Source organism: Haloterrigena turkmenica DSM 5511, assembly GCF_000025325.1.
GTDB classification, from domain to species: domain Archaea; phylum Halobacteriota; class Halobacteria; order Halobacteriales; family Natrialbaceae; genus Haloterrigena; species Haloterrigena turkmenica.
This window is the reverse complement of the sequence record NC_013743.1, coordinates 746,733-765,255: the sequence shown is the minus strand read 5'-3', so window position 1 is coordinate 765,255 and position 18,523 is coordinate 746,733. Positions and strand designations below refer to the sequence as shown.

Genomic DNA, 18,523 nt, shown 5'->3' with positions numbered 1-18,523 from the left:
CGAACCGGCTAGCCGACGCTTCGCTCGACGCGGATGGGTAGCAATTGTGGGGCCGACAGAAACGAGTCGCCCGTATTCACGTTCCGTCTCGACACCGCGGACACCACTCGACCGTTCCGTCCTCGCCGTAGGCGCGCTCGAAGTCGAGAGAAACTGGGTTCTCGCAGTTAGTGCAGACTGGCATATTGAACACTGCAATTGATCCGCCCAACGACAATAGCGGGGCGCCTGCAAATGCAGCGGAACGTCGGCGTGGATCTCGTCGAGTCGCCTCCTTCGGCTCACGTCGGGACGACGGTCGTCACGCCGACGCTCTCGAGGACTAGCCAGACGACGAACAGGCCGTAGAGACCGAGCAACAACTGCGCCTCGCGCTCCGAGAGCAGCATATCGGTTCGAATAATGGTGAAAAAGACGATCGTCGCGAGGATCAGAAAGCCCATCATCGGGACGATGTGCGTGAAGGTGATCGACAGGGTGCCGGCGACCAGCACGCCCGCGGGCACCGCGACGAGCAGGTCGAAGACGTTGCTCCCCAGCACGTTCGCGAGGCTGACTGCGGATCGACCCGACCGGGCGGCGGCGACGCTGACGAACGCGTCGGGGACGCTCGAGCCCGCGGCGACGACGGTCATCCCCCAGAGGAACGCGGGGGTGCCGAAGGCCTCGCCCAGCCCGACCGCGGCCCGGACCAGCCCCTCGACGCCGACAATGATCAGTACCAGTCCGAGCCCGAACCAGAGCCAGGCCCGCCCGATGGCGACGTCGGTGTCCGCCGCCGTCTCGTCCTCGGTGGTGTCCAGGTACTGGGTGAAGACGTAGAGTCCGTACAGGACCAGCGGAAACAGCGCGAGCGGCCGCGTAACGTCCCCCTGAAGCCCCGCGCCCGCGACCGGGTAGTAGATGACCGCCAGCGAGAACGTCAACAGCAGGGAGGCGACCGCGAGCATGTAGAACAGCGCCTCCTTGTAGACCAGATCCCGGCCCGTCGACATCCCGTCACCGTCGGCCGCGAGGACCGACACGGCCGGGATCGCCAGCAGGTTAAACACCGCGGAGCCGACGATCGTCCCGATACCGACCTCGAACTCGCCGTGTAACAGCGTCGAGACGAGCACGCTCACCAGTTCGGGCATGCTCGAGCCAGCGGCGGCGATGATCGCTCCCTGGACGACCGCTGGCACGCCGTACCCCGCAGCGAGGCGGTTCGCGGACGTCTCGAGCCACGTGCTTCCCTTCCAGACGACGGCCGTTCCGACGACGGCGAGCGCGAGCAGGCCGACCACGTCGAGCATGCTCGAGAGTGGTGCGAGCGATGATATAAAACGGTCGACACGTACCGAGACCGGAACGATCGGTCCGGATCACCGGTCGCTACCAGTCGATCAGATAGTATCCAAACGCGGCCAGTCCGGCGATGCTTCCCACCGTGGCGACCGCCGCGGTGATCGAGCCGGCGATCTCCCTCGAGAGGCCCAGCGATACGAGCGCGTCCGTCCCGACGGCCAGCATGAGTCCGACGCCCAGCACCGGAACGAACAGTGCGAGGAAGACAGCCAGTCGTCCGAGCAGCACATCCACGATCCCAGTTACGATCGATCGAAACATCGCATTGATATTATATTACGTGAATTAAATATTTTCGAATGTATAGTGTTCGAACGATGTCCCGGTCTCGACGTGAATCGATGGACGCGACCGAGGACGGTCAGGCGGCGGTAGGCGCGACCGCGAGCGCGATCACCGCTAGTCGAGCGCGCCAGTCGACGCTCAGAACTGGCCGAGGCCGGTCTGTTGGGCCTCGGCGAGCACATCCTCGCAGGTCGACCACGACTCGCGGGCACAGGGTGGCAGGTCGCCGTACTCGCCGACGTAGGACTCGAGGAACTCGCGCGTGTTCGGATCGTTCGGGTAGCCGCTGCCGACGGGGCCGTACTCGTCAGCGAGGGCGGCGACGTGAGCGTCCCGCTCGACCTTGGCGACGACGCTTGCCGCACCGACGATCGGCGACTCGTCGTCGGCCCCGTGGCGGGCCTCGATATTGATCTCGAGGGCGCTGGACGCGTCCGCGAACAGGTCCGTACAGGCGTCAGTGACGCGACGAGCGAACCGCTCGGCGTCGGTGTCGCAGGCGTCACAGAGGCCAGTGATCGGTGCCGTCTCGAGGGCGTCGGCCTCGAGAGCGCCGTCGATCGCTTCCGCGTGGGCCGCCACCGCCAGCGAGTTCATGTCCGTCTCCGGATCGTCGATTCGCGCCGGCGTGATCTCGGCGACGCCAACGCGAATCCCGTCGTCCTCGCGGATCGCCGCCGCCAGTTCCTCGCGGCGCTCGGGGCTGAGTCGCTTCGAGTCCGCGATTCCGTCGGGGAGCGCCGTTGGATCCTCGCAGTGGACCGCCGCGGCGAACATCGATCCGAGCGCGGGTCCCTTACCGGCTTCGTCGACGCCGAATGGCATGCCTCGAGGATCCGTCGCCGACGGCTAAACCGTTGCGCTGTTCGGTCGCGACTCGAAGAAGATTCGCTGTCGGCAACCGCTCCCGTCAGGCGTCCGCCGAGGCCGCCTCGCCGTCGTCCCGCGGCTCGTCGAGGAAGTACTCCTCGAGTTCGAACGGTTCGTCCTCGCCTTCGACGCCGAACACGTCCAGCGCCGTGACCTCGGCGTCGGTCTCGAGCAGGCCGGCCAGACTCGGCTCCGTGCGGCCGTCGTCGCTGCTGATCAGTTCCTTGACGTACAGTCCACCCTCGCCGTGGAGGCGGACCTCGGCCTCGGTCGGCGACCGGAGCTCGCCGTCGATGTCGTAGACGGTCCGCTCGCGGGTGAGGTCGGCCCGCCGGTGGTCGACGCGCTGGGGGGTGTCCTGCTGGACGTTCGTGCCCGACAGTTCCTCGAGGGCGGCCTCGAAGTCGGCCTCGTCGACGGGGTTGGCGAACTCGACGTCGGCGCGGTACCGCTTGCTCGCGTCGTGTTCCTTGACGCGCTCGACCATCTCGTAGGTCGCGAGTCGGAGGCCCTCGACCTCGACGCTCCCCTCGGCGGCGTCGTTGATCTCGCGCTCGAGCTTCTCCGGGTCGGGGTCGCGGATTTTGGGACGTTTGACCTCGAGGACGAACGGTCGCCCCTCCTCGAGCATCCGGGCGTCGACGTCCTCGCGGCCCGCGCCGTGGAAGGTTCCCTCGTCGCCGTCCATCGCCTCGACGACGTGCGGGCGGACGACCTGTTCGACGCTGGTGTCGTACATGTAGCCCGAACCGCCGCAGTAGTCGCAGGGTTCCTCGCCGTCGTCGCTCAACTGGGTTCCGCTGCCGCCACACTCACGGCAGGGCCACTCGGTCTGGGGGATGTCCCGCTCGAGTTTGCGGTACCGGCCGTAGACGAAGGCGGGGTTGAGTTGGATATCGACCGCGTGGCTCGTCACCGTCTCGGCCTCGAGGGCCTCGAGGGGATCGAACGCCTCGAGGTCAACGATCCCGAGGACGTCGGGGCGGTCGAAGTCGACGTCGGTGCCGGTCTTCGCGCCGACGCGACGGCCGACCTCGCGGTTGATCTCTCGTTTGAACGCCTCGCCGACATCCGGCTCGAGGCCGGCGTCCTCGCGGAGGAGCCGATCGTTCTCCTCGACCAACGGCGGGACGCGGCTCCCGACCTGATAGGTCGAGAAATCGGCGTCCTCGAGGGCGTCGACGACGGTCTCGGCGATCGCGTCGACGGTGCCCGAGTACCCCTCGCAGACCCAGCAGTCGGCGGGGTCGTCGGGCTCGAAGTCGGCGTCGTCTTCCATCGCGATCGTCGTCCGCAGCGCCCGGCCGCGCTCGGCGTTGGTCAGTCCGAAGCTCCGCTCGGCGAAGGGGCGACCGAGACAGGAGTCACAGACCGGCCCCGTCTCGAGCAGCGCGCGGGCGTCTTCCGTGATCATATCACGGGAATCGGGCGGCCGCGGGTAACACGTTTTCCCTTCGGTCCGTCGGTGGGGAGAGTCGCTCGGATCGTTCCCGCGGCCGGCGCGTCATTCCCTCTCGGAGGAGGGTATCGATAAGCAGACTCTCAAGTGGCCCGGACGTTCAAATGGGTCGAGTGCTAGCCTCGGCTATGAACGGACACACCCCGGATCGTCGCGAGTTCCTCGCGCTCGCCGGTACCGGCCTCGTCGGCGCCGTCGCCGGCTGTACCGAGCCCACCGCCAGCGACTCGATGGAGGGCTCGTCCTCGCACTCGATTTCGCAGGAGATCGATCCCGACAAGCGCGCGGACGGCTCGACGTACACCGACGTCTACGAGGCGGTCATCGACTCGGTCGCACAGGTGCGGGCGCTAGGCGCCGGGAGCCCGTACGGTGGCGACCGGAGCGGCGGCCAGGGCTCGGGCTTTCTCGTCGACGACACCCACCTCGTCACGAACGAGCACGTCGTCGCCGGCGCCGACACCGTCGACCTCCAGTACATCAACGGCGACTGGTCGGCCACCAAAATCGTCGGCGCCGACTTCTACAGCGACCTGGCCGTCCTGAAGGTCGATCACGTCCCCGACGAGGCGACGCCCCTCGAGTTGGCCGCCGAGCGCTCCGTCGTCGGTCAGGAGGTGCTCGCGATCGGCAACCCCTACGGGTTCGAGGGCTCCATGTCGAAGGGGATCGTCAGCGGCGTCAATCGTACGCTCGACATGCCGGACCGGACGTTTTCGTTTTCGAACGCGATCCAGACCGATGCCGCGGTCAACCCCGGCAACAGCGGCGGGCCGCTGGTCAACCTGGACGGCGAAGTCGCTGGCGTCATCACCGCCGGCGGCGGGGACAACATCGGCTTCGCGATCCCGTCGGCGGTCGCGAGTCGAGTCGTCCCCTCGCTGATCGAGACCGGAACCTACGACCACTCCTACATGGGGATCACCCTCGCAACCGTCGACCGGTATATCGCCGAGGCCAACGACCTCCCCGAGGCGACCGGCGTCATCGTCACGGGGGTCGAATCCGGTGACCCGGCCGACGGCGTCCTCCGGGCCGCAACGCCCCGCCCGCGCGACTCGATCCCCGTCGGGGGCGACGTCATCTACGCCATCGACGGCGAGCCGATCCCCGACCGCCACGCGCTCTCGAGCCACCTCGCCTTGCGGACCAGTCCGGGGGATACGATCGAGATCGAGCGCTGGCGCTACGGCGACGAGACCACGGTCTCGCTGACGCTCGGGGAGCGACCGTCGGCCAACTGAGGCGGGTGGGGGTCGGGAACCAGCGACCGGTTCTGTCGAGACGATGAACAACCAAAACCGTTTGAAACGACTGCCTAGACGAGCGCAATCGACGGTGTCGGGACGATAATCCGGTGTAGCCGGCCCGTACAGGTCAGATTCAGTTTCAGTCTCGAATTCGTGAACGACTGCGTTGAACTGGGAGTCAACTGGCCGTAATCAACAGGCAGTGGGGTTTAGCGGGTCGATAACAATAGGTGAGACTCCGGTAGCTATCGGTAGCGCGATCACCCATCGCCTGTCACGTATGACTCCCGACGCCGACACCGCCCGACCGACCGACGCATCGCTGACCGACCTCGATCACGTCACGATCGAGAACGAGGACGCCCCCGACGAGTGTGCGATCTTCCCGCGGGAGGCGAGCGACGAGAAACTGGACACCGCCTGGATCGTCGCCTACGACGACGGGTTCGTCTCGCTCGAGTCGATGCGCTAGGTCCCGACGATGCACCTCGGAAACTCCGTCACCGCCGTCGGGTTCTGGATCGGCACCCTGCTGCCGGTCGCCTACCTCCCGGTCTTTCTCTCCGGCATCGACTCCGCCGGCTCCCTCTCGCTGGTCGTCGGTCTCCTCGCGATCCACGCCCTCGCCCTGATCGTCGGCCACGATTACTCCGGATCGCGATCGCGGTGACGGACCGAGGGACAGACGTCGTAACGTCTCGGTATCGGCTATTCTACTGCGTTCGCGCGGTCGGCTCGACCGGCTGCGCTTCGCGTGACTCGACAAAAATAGTACCAACGGCGTCCGGATCGCTCGCGGGATTCCGCGGGCGCAGTTCGGTCGCTTACTCGCCCGGCTGCCACAGCTGGGCGTGGGGCGTGTCGCAGCTGTCGCAGACCGCCGCTCGTTTGTCCTTGTAGCGTCCGCGCTCGAGTTCACCGTCCGAGCAGTACGGACACGGTCGCCCCTCGAGGATCGCGAGCAACTGCGTATCTTCGCCGTCTATCGCTGACGACTGTGATTTCGCCATAGTAGCATTGCACTCCCGAGAGGACGGAAACGGTTGGCCATGCCTATGCAGCGTTACGGCGGGGACAACACCGCACGACGGCGGCGCGGGTCGCCGGTATTCGCGGGCTACAGACGCGACAGCTGTGCTCTCGATCCGAGGCGGGCGGTCGACGGCGACCGGTTGCCGCGAACCGTGGCGGCTATCTCCCCGGACCGCCGCGTACCGGTATGCGCCAGTTCGTCTGCATCGGCCACGACGTCCCGACCGACCCCGACTTCTCGCTGGACGACCTCGCGGGCGGGGCCGGACGCCTCGACGCGCTCTGTCGATCGATCACCGCCTCGTTCGTCACCTCCCACGGGATCCGCGAGGACGTCCGGACGCATCTCATCGTCCGGGACGAGCTCACGATCACCTTCGACGGGAGCGAACTCCGCCGGCTCAACCCCGACGAGCGAAGCACTGCAGCGTTGGTGCGGACCGCCCTCGAGCACCGCGACGAGGCCATCGGCGCGCTCCCGGCCGAGCCCAGCCCTGGCATCGAAGTGTACCGGCGCGGGTTCGAAGCGACCCTCGAGGAACTCGCCGACGGGACCGTGGTGCAGTTACACGAGGACGGCGACGCCGTGGTCGACGTCGGCGTCGACGGCCTCGAGGACCCCGTGTTCGTGTTGTCTGACCATCGGGACTTTACTGATGAGGAGGAACAGGTGCTCGAGGACGTCGTCGACCAGCGCCTACGGCTGGGTCCGGAGTTGTTGCACGCCGATCAGGCGATCACGGTCGCGCACCACTACCTGGATACGGAGGGGTACGAGCGGTTCTAGGGGAGGGGCTCGAGTGTGCGAATCGATACCAACCGAACCGATAGACGCTTTCGGAAGCGTTAAACAATCGGGGACTCTCACTCACAAATGCGGGCCGGTGGGGTAGCTTGGTATCCTTCGGCCTTCGGGTGGCCGTAACCGCAGTTCGAATCTGCGCCGGCCCACTTCTCCCGCATCTTAATTTCTTGAAGCGGCGCGTCTACGGCACAAAGAGATATTTCAGCTAATCAGCCTTACTCGAGTCGCACCTCAATCAACGCCAACTCATCCGACGGCACGGCCTCGCGAAACGCTTCCTCCACCTCGTCCCATCCCTCAGGCCGATAGGCCTCGATCCCGAAGCTCTCCGCGAACGTCACCAGATCCGGATTCGACAGTTCGGTCCCGGTGTGCTCGCCCCGGTGGCCCTCCTGCTTCTCGGAAATCAGGCCGTAGTCGTCGTCGTTGAAAACGACCGTCGTAAAGCTACAGTCCAGCCTCGAGGCGGTCTCGAGCTCCGCCGCGTTCATCATGAACCCGCCGTCGCCGGTCCCGGCCACCACGTTCGCATCCGTCACCAGATCGGCAGCCAGCGCGCCGGGGACGGCGATCCCCATGCTGGCCAGCCCGTTCGAGATCACGCAGGTGTTGGGCTCGTAGGTCGGGAACGACTGGGCGATGGCCATCTTGTGGCTGCCGACGTCGGAGACGAGCACGTCCGAGTCGTCCATGGCCTCGCGCAACAGCGGCAGGCAGTTCCAGACGGTGATCGGATCGCCGTCTGCCGGCGACTCGGTCACCGACTCGAGCAACTGCTCGTGGAGGTCGTCACACCACAGCGCACAGGCGTCGTCGGGCAGGCGCTCGTCGATGGCCGACAGCGCGGCGCCGACGTCGGCGACGATCTCCACGTCGGGGTTGTAGTGGCGGTAGACCTCAGCGGGTTCGTAGTCGACGTGGACGATCGTTTTCTCGAGGTCGGGGTTCCACCCTTCGGGGTCGTGTTCGGCGATGTCGTAGCCGACCGCGATCACGCAGTCGGCGCGGTCGATCGCCCGCGCGGCCTCCTCCTCGGGCCCCGAGTCCAGCGTCATCAGCGAGGCCGCCTCGCGGTCCGAAATCGCCCCCTTGCCCATGTACGTCTCGACGACGGGAATCCCGACGCGGTCGACCAGCGACCGAATGGTCTGGGACGCGCGCGTCCGCACGGCGCCGTTGCCCGCCAGCAAGATCGGACGCTCGGCTTCCTCGAGCAGCCGCGCCGCGTGTACGGCCGACTCGTCGTCCGGGTCCGGTCGGCGCACGGGGTCGCGGCGCTCGATCGGCTCCGCGTCGATCTCCTCGGCGGCGACGTCCTCGGGGAACTCGAGGTGGGTCGCGCCGGGCTTCTCGTACTCGGCGAGTTTGAACGCCTTGCGGATCGATTCGGGCGCGATCTCGGGCTCGCCGATACGGGTGTTCCAGGCGACGATCGGTTCGAAGACGTCGACGACGTCTAACGCCTGGTGGCTCTCCTTGTGCAGTCGCTCGCGGCCGCCCTGACCGGTGATGGCGACGACCGGGCTCTTGTCCAGTTGGGCGTCGGCGACGCCGGTCATGAGGTTCGTCGCGCCCGGGCCGAGCGTCGACAGGCAGACGCCGGCCTTGCCGGTCAGCCGGCCGTGGACGTCGGCCATGAACGCCGCCCCCTGTTCGTGGCGCGTCGGGAGAAAGGGGATCGACGACTCGCGCAGCGCGAACAGCAGGTCTTCGATCTCTTCGCCCGGCACGCCGAAGACGCGCTCGACGCCTTCCGCCTCGAGACAATCGACGAGCAGTTCGGCTGTTGTCGCCATGAACGCCACCTCCACGGCCCTGTCATTAATCGTCCACCCTGCACACACGGCGTCGACGGGGCGATCGAAAACCGCTCGCTACAGCATCGAGCCACTCGCCCGCCGACGAGTAGGGACCGGCGATCGGTGACGCGGCGCGTCCGGGACGCCACGGTGTGAAACGGTCCTCGCTGCCGATTCGAACGGAAAGGTGGACGTTACGGACGATGGCAACCGATTTCTTCCCGCGTGGGCGGTCGACTACAACTACAAGATCGACCTCGAGGCGATCTGTTACCGCACGCGAAAGCAGGACACCGAGAACGGCACCGGCGACGGCGGCGTCGAAAAGACGAAGGAAGCCGAGTTCCGCGTCCACAACCACGGCAAGGAGGACGTGAAAGTCGGCTGGACCGTCAACAGCGACAAGCAGGGCGGGAAGGCCAACGTCGACGCCAAGGACTCGGACTCGTTCCGGGTGACCGTGCTCGACGACCAGAAGACGTCCGTGACCGTCACCTACGAGGGCGAGGCGGTCGACACGGAGAAGGCCGACACCGACACCGAGTGTACGGACGACTGCGACGACACCTAATCGGCGCGACGCGTTTTCGGTTCCAGCGCTGCTCGTGACACGCCGTTGATCGATATGCGGACTTAGGCTGGTGCGTGCGTACGTCCCGCTTACCGCTTCGAGACCCGAAGATCCTTTAGCAACTGCTTGGATACCCCGAGTATGGCTGCCGACGGACTCGACGAGATCGATTACGGAATCCTCCATCTTCTCCAGCAGAACGCTCGAGCGACCACGCCGGTCGATATGGCCGAACAGTTGCCGGTGACGGATACGACGATTCGCAACCGGATCGAACGGCTCGAAGACGACGGGATCATCGAGGGCTACGTGCCGATCATCGACTACGAGAAAGCCGGGTTCCCGATCCGCCTCCAGTTTTCCTGTACGGCCGCGACCGAGGACCGCCAGGAGGTCGCCGAGCGGGCGCTCGAACTGCCCCAGATCGTCAAGGTCGACGAGATGCTGAGCGCACGAGAGAACATTCAGGCGCTGGCGGTCGCGAACAACACCGAAGAGGTAAACGAGATCACGAGCCGCCTGGACGACCTTCCGCTGACGATCGAGCGAGAACGGCTGTTGCGGAAGACGCGGGGTCGTCCCTTCGACTCCTTCGCTGGAGACGTCGTCGAAGAACACCGACCCGGCGACCGCCAGGAATAAATTCCTTCGATTTCACTTCGAAAATTCAAACACGTATAAGTAATCTCTTTCCTCCAAATAGATTAGGGGCGGGATTTTTGTATTGACGAACAAGTCGTGGACAATGACTGTCGTATCGAACCGGATACAGCCACCGTCCCGACACACCTACCTTGATCAGAAGCACCGATTGCGACGAGAGCGAGAATCGTTTTCCGACCGCCGCGACGCAACCGGACCATCCATGAACGCCACCCGACCTCGCCCTGAGACCGACGCTCGCCGCGTCCGGCCGATAGCCACCGCCCTCCTCACGAGCATCGATCGATGAGTGAGGATCTGTACCGGTGCGTCTGCCACACCTGCGGCACGGAACGACTCATCGAGGGCCTCGAAGGAGCCCAGACGGTTTTCAATCGGCACGCCGAGCGCAGCCACGAGGTGGAACTGCTCAACCAAGAGACTCAATGTCAGTATTCGGAATCGTCGGCCGCCGACGAGACTCCGCCGGGCGATTCGCCGGACGACACGCCGGAGACCGAACCCGACGACGGGTGACGGCGACTGGTTCGGCGGGGGCGAGCCGCGCGGCGATCAACTCGTGTCCTGTGCGTCGACGACTTCGTCGACCCGGATCCGCAGAATGACCCGTTCGGTTTCGATGGGCATTCCGTACTCGTCTTCGCCCGTGTAGCGCTGCGCGAGTTCGTCGATGTGCTCTCGAGCCCCCTCGGTCGTGATCTCCTCGACTTCGCCGATGATAGAGAGTCGCCGGTAGGGGTTCTCGGGGTCGACCATGCTGACGCCGACCGACGGGTCCTCGCGGACGTTGCGCTCCTTGCGGCGACCGCGTTCGGTGTTGACCAAGAGCCGGTCGTCGTCGGCGTCGTAGCCGATCCAGACTGGCGTGACGTGGGGATCGGTCTCCTCGGTCAGCGTCGCGACGTGCGCGAACGTTCGCTTCTCGAACAGGTCGTGGAAGGCGTCAGGAATTGCTGTCACGGGCGGCGATTTACTCGCGTTGGGCTTCTGCCTACTGCCTACATTGAGAGGCACGCCCGCCTCGGCTCGTCACCGGACCAGGCAGAAGATTGATGGCTGCCGTCGGGAATCGGCAGCCAACACACGTACGCGCGCAATCCCGATCGCGACGTGATCTGGAACGCCGCCCTCGAGTGGATGATCTGTCGAGGGCTCCCGCTTCGTCCCCGCGAGATCGAGGGCTACGATCCGAGACTCGTCCGGGAAGTGCTGGAAACGATGGTCCTCGAGGGGTGGGTCGCCTACGACGACCGCGGAGACGTCTTCGAGCCCGGGCCTCGAGTCGAGCGGTTCGACGCCGGCGCGGGGTCCCCCGTCGACGCACTCGGTGACTCACGGGCAGGGACCCAACTGGCACCCGCATTCAACTCGCCCCTCTCTGACGCCGCAAGTCGTCCCGTCGCCGTCCTGCCCTCTCCGACGAGAGCCCGACCCACGCGAGTGTCGGCTGTCGACTTATCGGTCTCGGAATAGTTGCACGTGATATGAGTCCACGGCAGCGGACGCGACGACGGCTGTTGCAGGTAACGGGTGCGACGGCGGCGACGGCACTGGTCGCTGGCTGTGGCAGCCCGGGCGGTGGCGGCGAGGAGGATGACGAACCGGCCGCCGAAGAGGGAACGGGGAACGGGCAGGACCGGGACGAAGACGAGGGGCTGGTCGACGACGAAGAGGCGAACGATACCGACAACGAAACCGAAAACGAGACCGGTGAGATGACGAACGAGAGCGAGAGCGGCGGCGAGGAGAACGAGACCGGAACCGAAAACGAGTCCGGCAACGAGAGCTGAGAACGCGCGGTGGAACACGAAGCGCGCCGGCCGACTTGCCGATCGATCGTGCTACTTTGCCAATAACAATCTCGTACCGTCCCCACACCGGTCGTATGAGACGGCGGACGTATCTCGCGACGGCGACCGCGACGGGGGTCGCGCTGGCCGGCTGTGCGGAGTTGGGGTGGAGCGGGTCGAACACGGAGCCGGACGAGCGGACGACCGATACCCCGCCGCCGCTCGAGGGGCCCGACGACACCGGGACGATCGACGACTTTTCCGACTTCAGCGCGTGGTCGGTGGTCGCCGGACGGGCGTCGCTGGTCGACGAGGAGGCGTCCGTCGGCGAGCGGTCCCTTCTCCTCGAGGCCGACGGCGACGACGAGGCGGCCCGGATCGTCCGCCGACTTCCCGGGCCGGTCGACTTCTCGGGGGAGAACCCCGGACTGGCGGTGGGGACCGAGGAGACGGCCACGCCGATCGTCCAGCTGTTCGACGACGACGGGAACGCGATCGAATTCCGAGCGACGGTCCACGGCGGCACCGATCTCCGGCGGAGTAACTTCGGCGTCTCGGGCCTCGAGAGCGGGGTGAATCTCGGCGATATCACCGAGATCCACGTCGCCGTCGTCGCCGCCGGCGACGCCGAGCGAGAGCTCCGACTCGACGATCTCCACCTCGTCTCCCGACCCGACGAGGGACTGGTTTCCCTCCAGTTCGACGGCGGCGACGAGTCGATTTACGACGCGGCGCTCCCGGTGCTCGAGGAGTTCGACTATCCGGCGACGGCGTTCGTACCGACGGATCTGATCCGCTCGTCGGCCGACCACGACGGGGATCGGATGACGGAATCGCAACTCGAAACGCTCGCCGACGCCGGCTGGACGATCGGCAGCTACACGGCCAACGGGAGGCTGCTTCCGGACCTCGACTCCGACGAACGGGCCGACCAGCTTACCGACGCGCGGGCGTGGCTCGAGGACGAGGGCTACGCGGACGGCGCCCGGTTCGTCTCCTATCCGGCCGGGCAGTACGACGCCGCCTCGCTCGACCTCGTTGACGAGACCTACGACCTCGGATTCGCCGCGGGCCAGCCGGTTCAGGGCCGCGTCGTCGATACCGCTCGCTATCCGCGGGCCGTCGACCCCGAGGCGGCCGAAGAACTGCTCGAGCGGACGGCCGATCTGGGCGGGATCACGACGCTTTGCTACCACGGACTCGACGGCGACGCCGTCGACCGATTCGAGGAAACGGTGACGTACCTCGACAAGCTCGTCGCCGAGGGCGACCTCGAGGTCGTGGGACCGGAGACGCTCGCGTCCGAGTACGCCGAGACCGAGTAGGTTCGGACCACCGGTCGCCGGTCGGATCGCCGCGAGTCGGTCGGCGGCCGAGCCGACGCGCCGGCGCCGAGCGGAGACGCAACTGGTATCTGGATCCGCTCCCTCTCACGACTGATGACCGAGGGACTCGAGACGGACGTCGAGGGGATGGCGGACGTCGCCGAGCGACGCGACGAACTGGCGGCCCGCGTCCGGACCCACGCCGGCGAGATCGCGCGGGAACTCGCCGTCTTTCAGGGCGGCGACTACGGCCAACAGGCGTTCCAGACCGACGCGGGAACCTGGACGATCAAGTACGAGGCCGGCGACGTCCAGTACCTCCGGTTCGAGCCGAAATCGGGCGACGAGACCTACGTCGTCTCGAGCAAACAGCCGCCCGAACCCGAGGCACTCGAGACGGCGATGGCCGACTACGGGGCGTTCGTCGCCGCGTACAACGAGTACGTCCGCTCCTTCGAGGGGCTGCTCGCGGACGTTCCCGAGGAGTTCCCCGAGATCGAATCGACGGCGGAGTTGGTCGCCGAACGCGACCGGATTCTCGAGCGGATCCGCGAGGTCGGGAACGCAATGGCGAGCGAACTCTACCGCTACGAGGGCGAGTACGGTACCTACGCGACGACCGTAAACGGCAGCCGCTGGGAACTCAAGTTCGACGGCGACACCGCCAGCTACCTGCGGGTCGGCGGGTCGGACGGCGTCTACCTCATCTCGCAGTACGGTCCTCCGCCGGCGACCGAGGTGCGTCGGCTCGCCGACGACGTGGCCGCGTTCGTCGAGTCGTTCAACGACCACGTCGACGACCTCGAGGCGGATCTCTCGACGGTGTCGCTGGACGGCGATCGGTAAGCGATCTGCTGTTCGGTCCCGCTACTTCGCTGTAGGTGCCGCTTTCGATCGTTATGGGTCGTCTACGGTGGCCCGTCTCGAGTAAACGAGACGACAATCAGGCAAACTGACTGAGCCGTTTTTGCCCGTTTCGCGCTCCCTTACTGGCGTAGTATGACACTATCACGACGTTCGACAATCAAGGCGATCGGTGTCGTCGGTACCGGATCGGCGCTCACTGGAACCGCTCTGGCCATTAACGAACACGAAGACGACGAACGGGAGGCCGACGAAGCGACGGCCGACAACGAGGAACTCGGCGCGATCCGCGTCGGCCACTTCTCGCCGGACGCCCCGAACGTCGACGTCTACATCGACGACCAGCAGATCCTCTCGGACGTGGGCTACGGTGACCTCACGCCGTATCTCGAGATCGTTCCGGGCACGTACTCGGTCGCGATCACGGCCGCCGGTGACGACGAGCCGGTCTACGAGGGGACCATCGTCGTCGACGCGGAGTTCTACACGGCCGCCGCTCTCGGCGAACTCGAGGGCGAGTCCGCCGGCACCGCGGAAGAAGGCATGGACGTCTCCGCGTACGACGCAGCCAACGACACCGCCGGCAACGAGACGGGGAACGTCTCCGACGGCGGCGACGCGCTCGCCAACGAGACGGACGAGACCGGCGAGATGGGCGACATCGAGGCCGATACCGACGTAGGCACGTTCGACGTCCTGCTGCTCGTCGATTCCCCGTCGAACGAGATCGAGGAAGGGACGGCCCCGGTCCGGGTCGTCCACGCGGTGCCGGACGCCCCGGCGGTCGACATCGCCGAAGGGGAGACCGGCGCGCTGATCTTCGAAGACGTCGGCTTCACCGAGCCGTCCGGCTACGTCCCGGTGGAACCCGGGAGCCAGACGCTCGAGCTCTTCCCGGCCGGCGAGAGTACCGAGATGAGCGAGGATGCCGCATCCGGAAACGGCAACGAGAGCGCCAGCGCCAACGAGAGCGCCAGCGCCAACGAGACCGCCAGCGCCAACGAGACCGTCGGCGAAGGCGGCGTGATCTCCCAGCCCGACCCCGTCGTCAGCGTCGAACTCGACCTCGAGGCGGACACGGCGTACACGGCCTTCGCCATCGGCTACCTCGCGGAGTTAGACGACGAGACGGTAACGGCCGAACAAGCGGGGTCGATGCCCGATGAGGCGAGCGAAGACGACGGCGAAACGGACGACGAGGACCGCTCGTTCAGCGTGCTCGTCGCCGTCGACGGCGAACCGGGCAGCGAGACGGAGGGCGACGACTCGAGTACCGGAGACGAGGACGCGGCGTCCGACGAGAACGCGACGAACGTTACCGAGTCGACCGACGAGCAGGCGTCCGACAACGTGACGAACGACACGCACGAGCACGCCGAGAACGAGTCGGCGACGACCGACTACTGAGGTCCGGACGCCGCTAACGGCCGTTCGATCCGTTTTTCGAGGGGCTTTCGGTCGTCCTCGATAGCCGCCGTCCCGTTCTTCTCCGTCGATTGCTGCAGCCGAAAGCCCCGGCGACGGGACGTTCGCGGTCGGTTTCCATCAGATGACGTTTTGTCCGTTCCGCTCCTATAGACGGTGTTGCGTCAGTGACGCTTCGGACGATCATGGACGAGATACCCGATCAACGGACGGAATCCGGCACGGCCGGCGCGCGGACGACCGATACCGACGATCCCCGAGACGGGCCCGAGCGGGACGTCCGCCTCGAGGCGGTCGTCGTCCGGTACAGCGCCGACAGCGATCGCTGTACGCTCGTGCCGCGGGACGGACCGCCAGAGGCGATGCTGACGGCGTGGCTCAGCGCGGATCTGGAGACGGTCGTCGACCTCGAGGACGCTCGGTAACGGAGACAACGGCGGCGAACTGACTGGGACGGCTACTCATCGACGGTCGAGCCACGACGGAGCCGCTAGAAGTGTCGAGACGAAAGACGCCCGGGAGTGGTTAGACGTCGACGTACTGGTCGACCCACTCCTGGCGGCGCTGGAGGGCTCGTCGCCCCTTCGGCGTCAGCGCGTAGTAGTTCGTTCGCCGGTCGAGTTGCCCCTTCTCGACGAGTTCCTTCTCGACGAGCGTGTCGAGATTGGGGTACAGCCGGCCGTGGGTGACCGGCTGATCGATGTAGGTGTTGATGTCGTCGAGTATCTCCTGACCGGACGGCCGATCTTTCCCTGCGATCACGTACAACAAGTCACGTTGGAAGCCAGTTAGCTGATCCATGGATCACCCTCTGAGTGACGACGTTCACTCATCTGTGACTTTGTTATAGAGGCTGTACGGACGGCCGCTGAGGCGGAACGCCGGACATAGACACAGTAACGACACCTATCACCGGCCAGATTCGGTCCGTCTCTCGTGACGGGGCGTTTTTGAGAGCCACGGCCGTACGGCCCGGTATGCCGACGGATCCACTCGCCTGGGAGACCCGCGACCGCCAAATAGCCTACACTTGTCCGGGCTTCGACATCGTTAACGAACGCGTTCGACTGCCCGACGGCACCGAAACCGAGTTCGACTACCTCTCAGAACCCGCCAGCGTCTGCATCCTTCCGTTCACCCCCGACGGCGACGTCGTCTGCATCGAGGAGTGGCGCCAGGCCGTCGGCCGCGTCAACCGCGGGCTCCCCGTCGGCGGCACCGAATCCGACGACGACGATCTCGAGGCAGCCGCCCGGCGCGAACTGGCCGAGGAGACCGGCCACGAGGCCGAGACCCTCGAGAAACTGGTAACCGTCGAGCCGGCGAACGGCATCGCCGACACGCTGTTGCATTTCTTCGTCGCCCGCGGCTGTCGGCCGACCGCCGAACAGCAACTCGATCACAACGAGAGCATTCGCGTGGCGCCGACGGGGTACGAGGATCTGCTCGAGGCCGTCCGCGAGGGCGAGATTCGCGACGGGCGGACCGTCCTCGCTATCTCCTACCACCGGCTGTTCGACGCCGAGGCGTAGCCTCGAGGACAGTCGGTCGACGGCGACAGGGTCGTGAAAAATCGATCAGCGGGCCGAGCCGTCGATCGTTCAGTCGTCGCTGGCGATCGGACCGACCGCGCTCGCGTTCGAGTCGCCTATGTCGATGGGGTCGACGGCGCTAGCCCGTCTCGTTCCCCTCGTCCCCGCCAGTCTCGTTACTGCCAGTCCCGTCGGTGACGGTTTCGTTCGCTCCGCTGCCCTCCTGCACAGCGGCCTCGAGATCGCTCGCGTCCTCGAGAGTAACGGTGTCGGCGTCCAGCGTCTGGATCGAGATCGACGTCGCGGAGGCCTCGGAGACGGTTTCGCCGGTCTCGTTACCGGTAGTCGCGTTGTCCGGAGCCGTCTCGTTCATTTCGGACTCGTTGTCCTCGGTCTGGTTGCCGTCCGCGTCGGTCGGGTCGGCCTCCTCGATCGACTGGATCGACATCGTATCGACCGAGACGGTCTGGACATCGAACTGCTGGATCGTGAGGTTCTCGATCTCTTCGTCGGCCGACTCGTTGGCGGAGTCGTTCGCCGCCCCCTCACCGTCGCCGCCGCCACCGAAGATACCGCCGATGAAGTCGCCGATCTCACTGAGGATCCCGCCGTTCTCCTCGGTTTCGATGGCGTCGATCGTCATCTGCTGGACGTCCATCGTCTCGATGGTCAGATTCCCGACGGCGACCGTCTCGGCGTCGTCGCTGATCACCGCTTGCTGTCCGTCGGAAGCGTTTTCGCTTTCATTCTCACCGGTCGCGTTCTCGTCGGTCGCGTTCCCGCCGGACGCGTTCTCAGCGGTGCTTCCAACCGGTTCACCGTCGAACTCGAGGTCCGTCAGCGAGACGTTCTCGAGCGCGAGTTGCTCGAGTTCGATGTTTGAGATTGTCACACCACTTTGGGTGTCGTTCTCGGCGCCGGTCTCGTTCCCGCTCTCGTTCTCACCCTCGCCGTTCCGTTCGACCGACTCGTTGAGCCGTTCGAGGTCCTCCTGTGCGGCGTCGAGCTGTGCGATGTTCAGTTCCTCGATGGTCGCGTTCTCGACGGTCGCGTTCTCGAGTTCGAGCGTCGCGACCTGTACGTTCTCGAGTGTCGCCGCGGTACCCGCATCGCCCATGTCTCCGGTGTCGGCGTTCGTCCCCGTCGCGGCCCCCGCGAGGGCAGGACCCCCCGCAAGCGCGACCGCTATCGCGACGAAGACCACGCCGACCGAATGCGCTCGTGAAGTCATTACGGCCAGACGTACCAGTCGATTCTGGCTAAAACGAGGCGATCGTTACGGAATTCTCGCGGAGAAACGCCGCGTTTGATCGCGACTAGCAGCCGCTAATCAGCCGTTCGTTCCCGGCCCTCTCGGAGGTTTCGTCCCGTACTCGAGCCGGTCGAGGCCGGTGACTCGCGTCCGTCGACGACGATAGCAGTCCGTCCGCTATCGACGGACAGTGTCTCCACTCGCGATCGGTAGCGGCCGGAAAAAAGCGCAATTACAGGGTGGTCGGAACGGAA

Annotated in this window: 24 protein-coding genes and 1 tRNA gene; 15 read left to right on the top strand and 10 right to left on the bottom strand. The window is 66.0% G+C overall.

The genetic code is table 11. The features are described from left to right. Positions 1-76 precede the first annotated feature (76 nt). From HTUR_RS28780 to HTUR_RS03690, 5 genes are all read right to left on the bottom strand, one after another. Positions 77-184: a DUF7563 family protein gene (locus HTUR_RS28780; protein WP_449271832.1), complete on the bottom strand. Its 108-nt coding sequence runs from the start codon at positions 182-184 to the stop codon at positions 77-79. A gap of 97 nt (positions 185-281) precedes the next feature. Continuing rightward, positions 282-1,295, bottom strand: a complete 1,014-nt coding sequence (locus HTUR_RS03705) for a sodium:calcium antiporter (RefSeq protein WP_012941960.1) — start codon at positions 1,293-1,295, stop codon at positions 282-284. A 79-nt stretch (positions 1,296-1,374) separates the two neighbouring features. Continuing rightward, positions 1,375-1,608 (bottom strand): hypothetical protein, encoded by a 234-nt coding sequence (locus HTUR_RS03700; RefSeq protein ID WP_012941959.1) that lies wholly within the window; start codon positions 1,606-1,608, stop codon positions 1,375-1,377. 162 nt (positions 1,609-1,770) lie between these two features. Then, positions 1,771-2,457, bottom strand: a complete 687-nt coding sequence (gene rnhB, locus HTUR_RS03695) for a ribonuclease HII (protein WP_012941958.1) — start codon at positions 2,455-2,457, stop codon at positions 1,771-1,773. An 85-nt stretch (positions 2,458-2,542) separates the two neighbouring features. Then, complete coding sequence (locus HTUR_RS03690) at positions 2,543-3,916, bottom strand: tRNA pseudouridine(54/55) synthase Pus10 (protein ID WP_012941957.1); 1,374 nt, start codon at positions 3,914-3,916, stop codon at positions 2,543-2,545. Between the two features lie 173 nt (positions 3,917-4,089). Between HTUR_RS03690 and HTUR_RS03685 the strand changes: the two genes are divergently transcribed. From HTUR_RS03685 to HTUR_RS03675, 3 genes are all read left to right on the top strand, one after another. Then, positions 4,090-5,205, top strand: a complete 1,116-nt coding sequence (locus HTUR_RS03685; RefSeq protein WP_012941956.1) for a S1C family serine protease — start codon at positions 4,090-4,092, stop codon at positions 5,203-5,205. Between the two features lie 286 nt (positions 5,206-5,491). Then, positions 5,492-5,683, top strand: a complete 192-nt coding sequence (locus HTUR_RS03680; protein WP_012941955.1) for a DUF7511 domain-containing protein — start codon at positions 5,492-5,494, stop codon at positions 5,681-5,683. Between the two features lie 9 nt (positions 5,684-5,692). Further along, entirely contained in the window at positions 5,693-5,881 is a 189-nt protein-coding gene (locus tag HTUR_RS03675) for a hypothetical protein (protein ID WP_012941954.1), read from the top strand. Positions 5,882-6,035: 154 nt separating this feature from the next. Here the strand turns inward: HTUR_RS03675 and HTUR_RS03670 are convergent, their stop codons facing one another. Next, positions 6,036-6,221, bottom strand: coding sequence for an HVO_A0556 family zinc finger protein (locus HTUR_RS03670; RefSeq protein WP_012941953.1), 186 nt, complete (start codon positions 6,219-6,221; stop codon positions 6,036-6,038). Between the two features lie 209 nt (positions 6,222-6,430). On the opposite strand from HTUR_RS03670, the gene trmY reads away from it, so the two are divergent. Together trmY and HTUR_RS03660 are read left to right on the top strand one after the other, a co-directional pair. Then, on the top strand, positions 6,431-7,030 hold the full coding sequence (gene trmY, locus HTUR_RS03665) for a tRNA (pseudouridine(54)-N(1))-methyltransferase TrmY (protein ID WP_012941952.1): 600 nt from the start codon (positions 6,431-6,433) through the stop codon (positions 7,028-7,030). 91 nt (positions 7,031-7,121) lie between these two features. Continuing rightward, positions 7,122-7,194, top strand: a tRNA-Pro gene (locus tag HTUR_RS03660). Between the two features lie 69 nt (positions 7,195-7,263). Here the strand turns inward: HTUR_RS03660 and HTUR_RS03655 are convergent. Continuing rightward, positions 7,264-8,844, bottom strand: a complete 1,581-nt coding sequence (locus HTUR_RS03655) for an acetolactate synthase large subunit (protein WP_012941951.1) — start codon at positions 8,842-8,844, stop codon at positions 7,264-7,266. A gap of 190 nt (positions 8,845-9,034) precedes the next feature. Between HTUR_RS03655 and HTUR_RS03650 the strand changes: the two genes are divergently transcribed. From HTUR_RS03650 to HTUR_RS03640, 3 genes are all read left to right on the top strand, one after another. Then, positions 9,035-9,418 carry a hypothetical protein gene (locus HTUR_RS03650; protein ID WP_012941950.1) on the top strand — a complete coding sequence of 128 codons (384 nt, stop codon included), beginning with the start codon at positions 9,035-9,037 and terminating at the stop codon, positions 9,416-9,418. Between the two features lie 141 nt (positions 9,419-9,559). Next, positions 9,560-10,060 (top strand): Lrp/AsnC family transcriptional regulator, encoded by a 501-nt coding sequence (locus tag HTUR_RS03645; protein WP_012941949.1) that lies wholly within the window; start codon positions 9,560-9,562, stop codon positions 10,058-10,060. A 306-nt stretch (positions 10,061-10,366) separates the two neighbouring features. Then, positions 10,367-10,597, top strand: coding sequence for a hypothetical protein (locus HTUR_RS03640; RefSeq protein WP_012941948.1), 231 nt, complete (start codon positions 10,367-10,369; stop codon positions 10,595-10,597). A gap of 36 nt (positions 10,598-10,633) precedes the next feature. Here HTUR_RS03640 and HTUR_RS03635 read toward each other — a convergent pair whose 3' ends face one another. Then, positions 10,634-11,041 (bottom strand): PPOX class F420-dependent oxidoreductase, encoded by a 408-nt coding sequence (locus tag HTUR_RS03635; protein WP_012941947.1) that lies wholly within the window; start codon positions 11,039-11,041, stop codon positions 10,634-10,636. Between the two features lie 150 nt (positions 11,042-11,191). On the opposite strand from HTUR_RS03635, the gene HTUR_RS03630 reads away from it, so the two are divergent. From HTUR_RS03630 to HTUR_RS03605, 6 genes are all read left to right on the top strand, one after another. After that, a complete protein-coding gene (locus tag HTUR_RS03630) occupies positions 11,192-11,554 on the top strand; it encodes a hypothetical protein (RefSeq protein ID WP_012941946.1) in 363 nt (120 codons plus the stop codon). A gap of 11 nt (positions 11,555-11,565) precedes the next feature. Then, entirely contained in the window at positions 11,566-11,871 is a 306-nt protein-coding gene (locus HTUR_RS03625) for a hypothetical protein (protein WP_012941945.1), read from the top strand. A gap of 95 nt (positions 11,872-11,966) precedes the next feature. Beyond that, positions 11,967-13,196, top strand: a complete 1,230-nt coding sequence (locus HTUR_RS03620; RefSeq protein ID WP_012941944.1) for a polysaccharide deacetylase family protein — start codon at positions 11,967-11,969, stop codon at positions 13,194-13,196. Positions 13,197-13,310: 114 nt separating this feature from the next. Then, entirely contained in the window at positions 13,311-14,042 is a 732-nt protein-coding gene (locus HTUR_RS03615; protein ID WP_012941943.1) for a hypothetical protein, read from the top strand. A 153-nt stretch (positions 14,043-14,195) separates the two neighbouring features. After that, entirely contained in the window at positions 14,196-15,467 is a 1,272-nt protein-coding gene (locus HTUR_RS03610; RefSeq protein ID WP_012941942.1) for a DUF4397 domain-containing protein, read from the top strand. A 203-nt stretch (positions 15,468-15,670) separates the two neighbouring features. Next, positions 15,671-15,910 (top strand): DUF7511 domain-containing protein, encoded by a 240-nt coding sequence (locus HTUR_RS03605; protein WP_012941941.1) that lies wholly within the window; start codon positions 15,671-15,673, stop codon positions 15,908-15,910. A 100-nt stretch (positions 15,911-16,010) separates the two neighbouring features. Here HTUR_RS03605 and HTUR_RS03600 read toward each other — a convergent pair whose 3' ends face one another. Next, positions 16,011-16,286 carry a PadR family transcriptional regulator gene (locus HTUR_RS03600; protein WP_012941940.1) on the bottom strand — a complete coding sequence of 92 codons (276 nt, stop codon included), beginning with the start codon at positions 16,284-16,286 and terminating at the stop codon, positions 16,011-16,013. A 176-nt stretch (positions 16,287-16,462) separates the two neighbouring features. Here HTUR_RS03600 and HTUR_RS03595 point away from each other — a divergent pair, with 176 nt between their 5' ends. Then, positions 16,463-17,017, top strand: coding sequence for an NUDIX hydrolase (locus HTUR_RS03595; RefSeq protein WP_012941939.1), 555 nt, complete (start codon positions 16,463-16,465; stop codon positions 17,015-17,017). A gap of 139 nt (positions 17,018-17,156) precedes the next feature. On the opposite strand, the gene HTUR_RS03590 is transcribed toward HTUR_RS03595, so the two are convergent. Beyond that, positions 17,157-18,248 (bottom strand): hypothetical protein, encoded by a 1,092-nt coding sequence (locus HTUR_RS03590; protein WP_012941938.1) that lies wholly within the window; start codon positions 18,246-18,248, stop codon positions 17,157-17,159. Positions 18,249-18,523 lie beyond the last annotated feature (275 nt).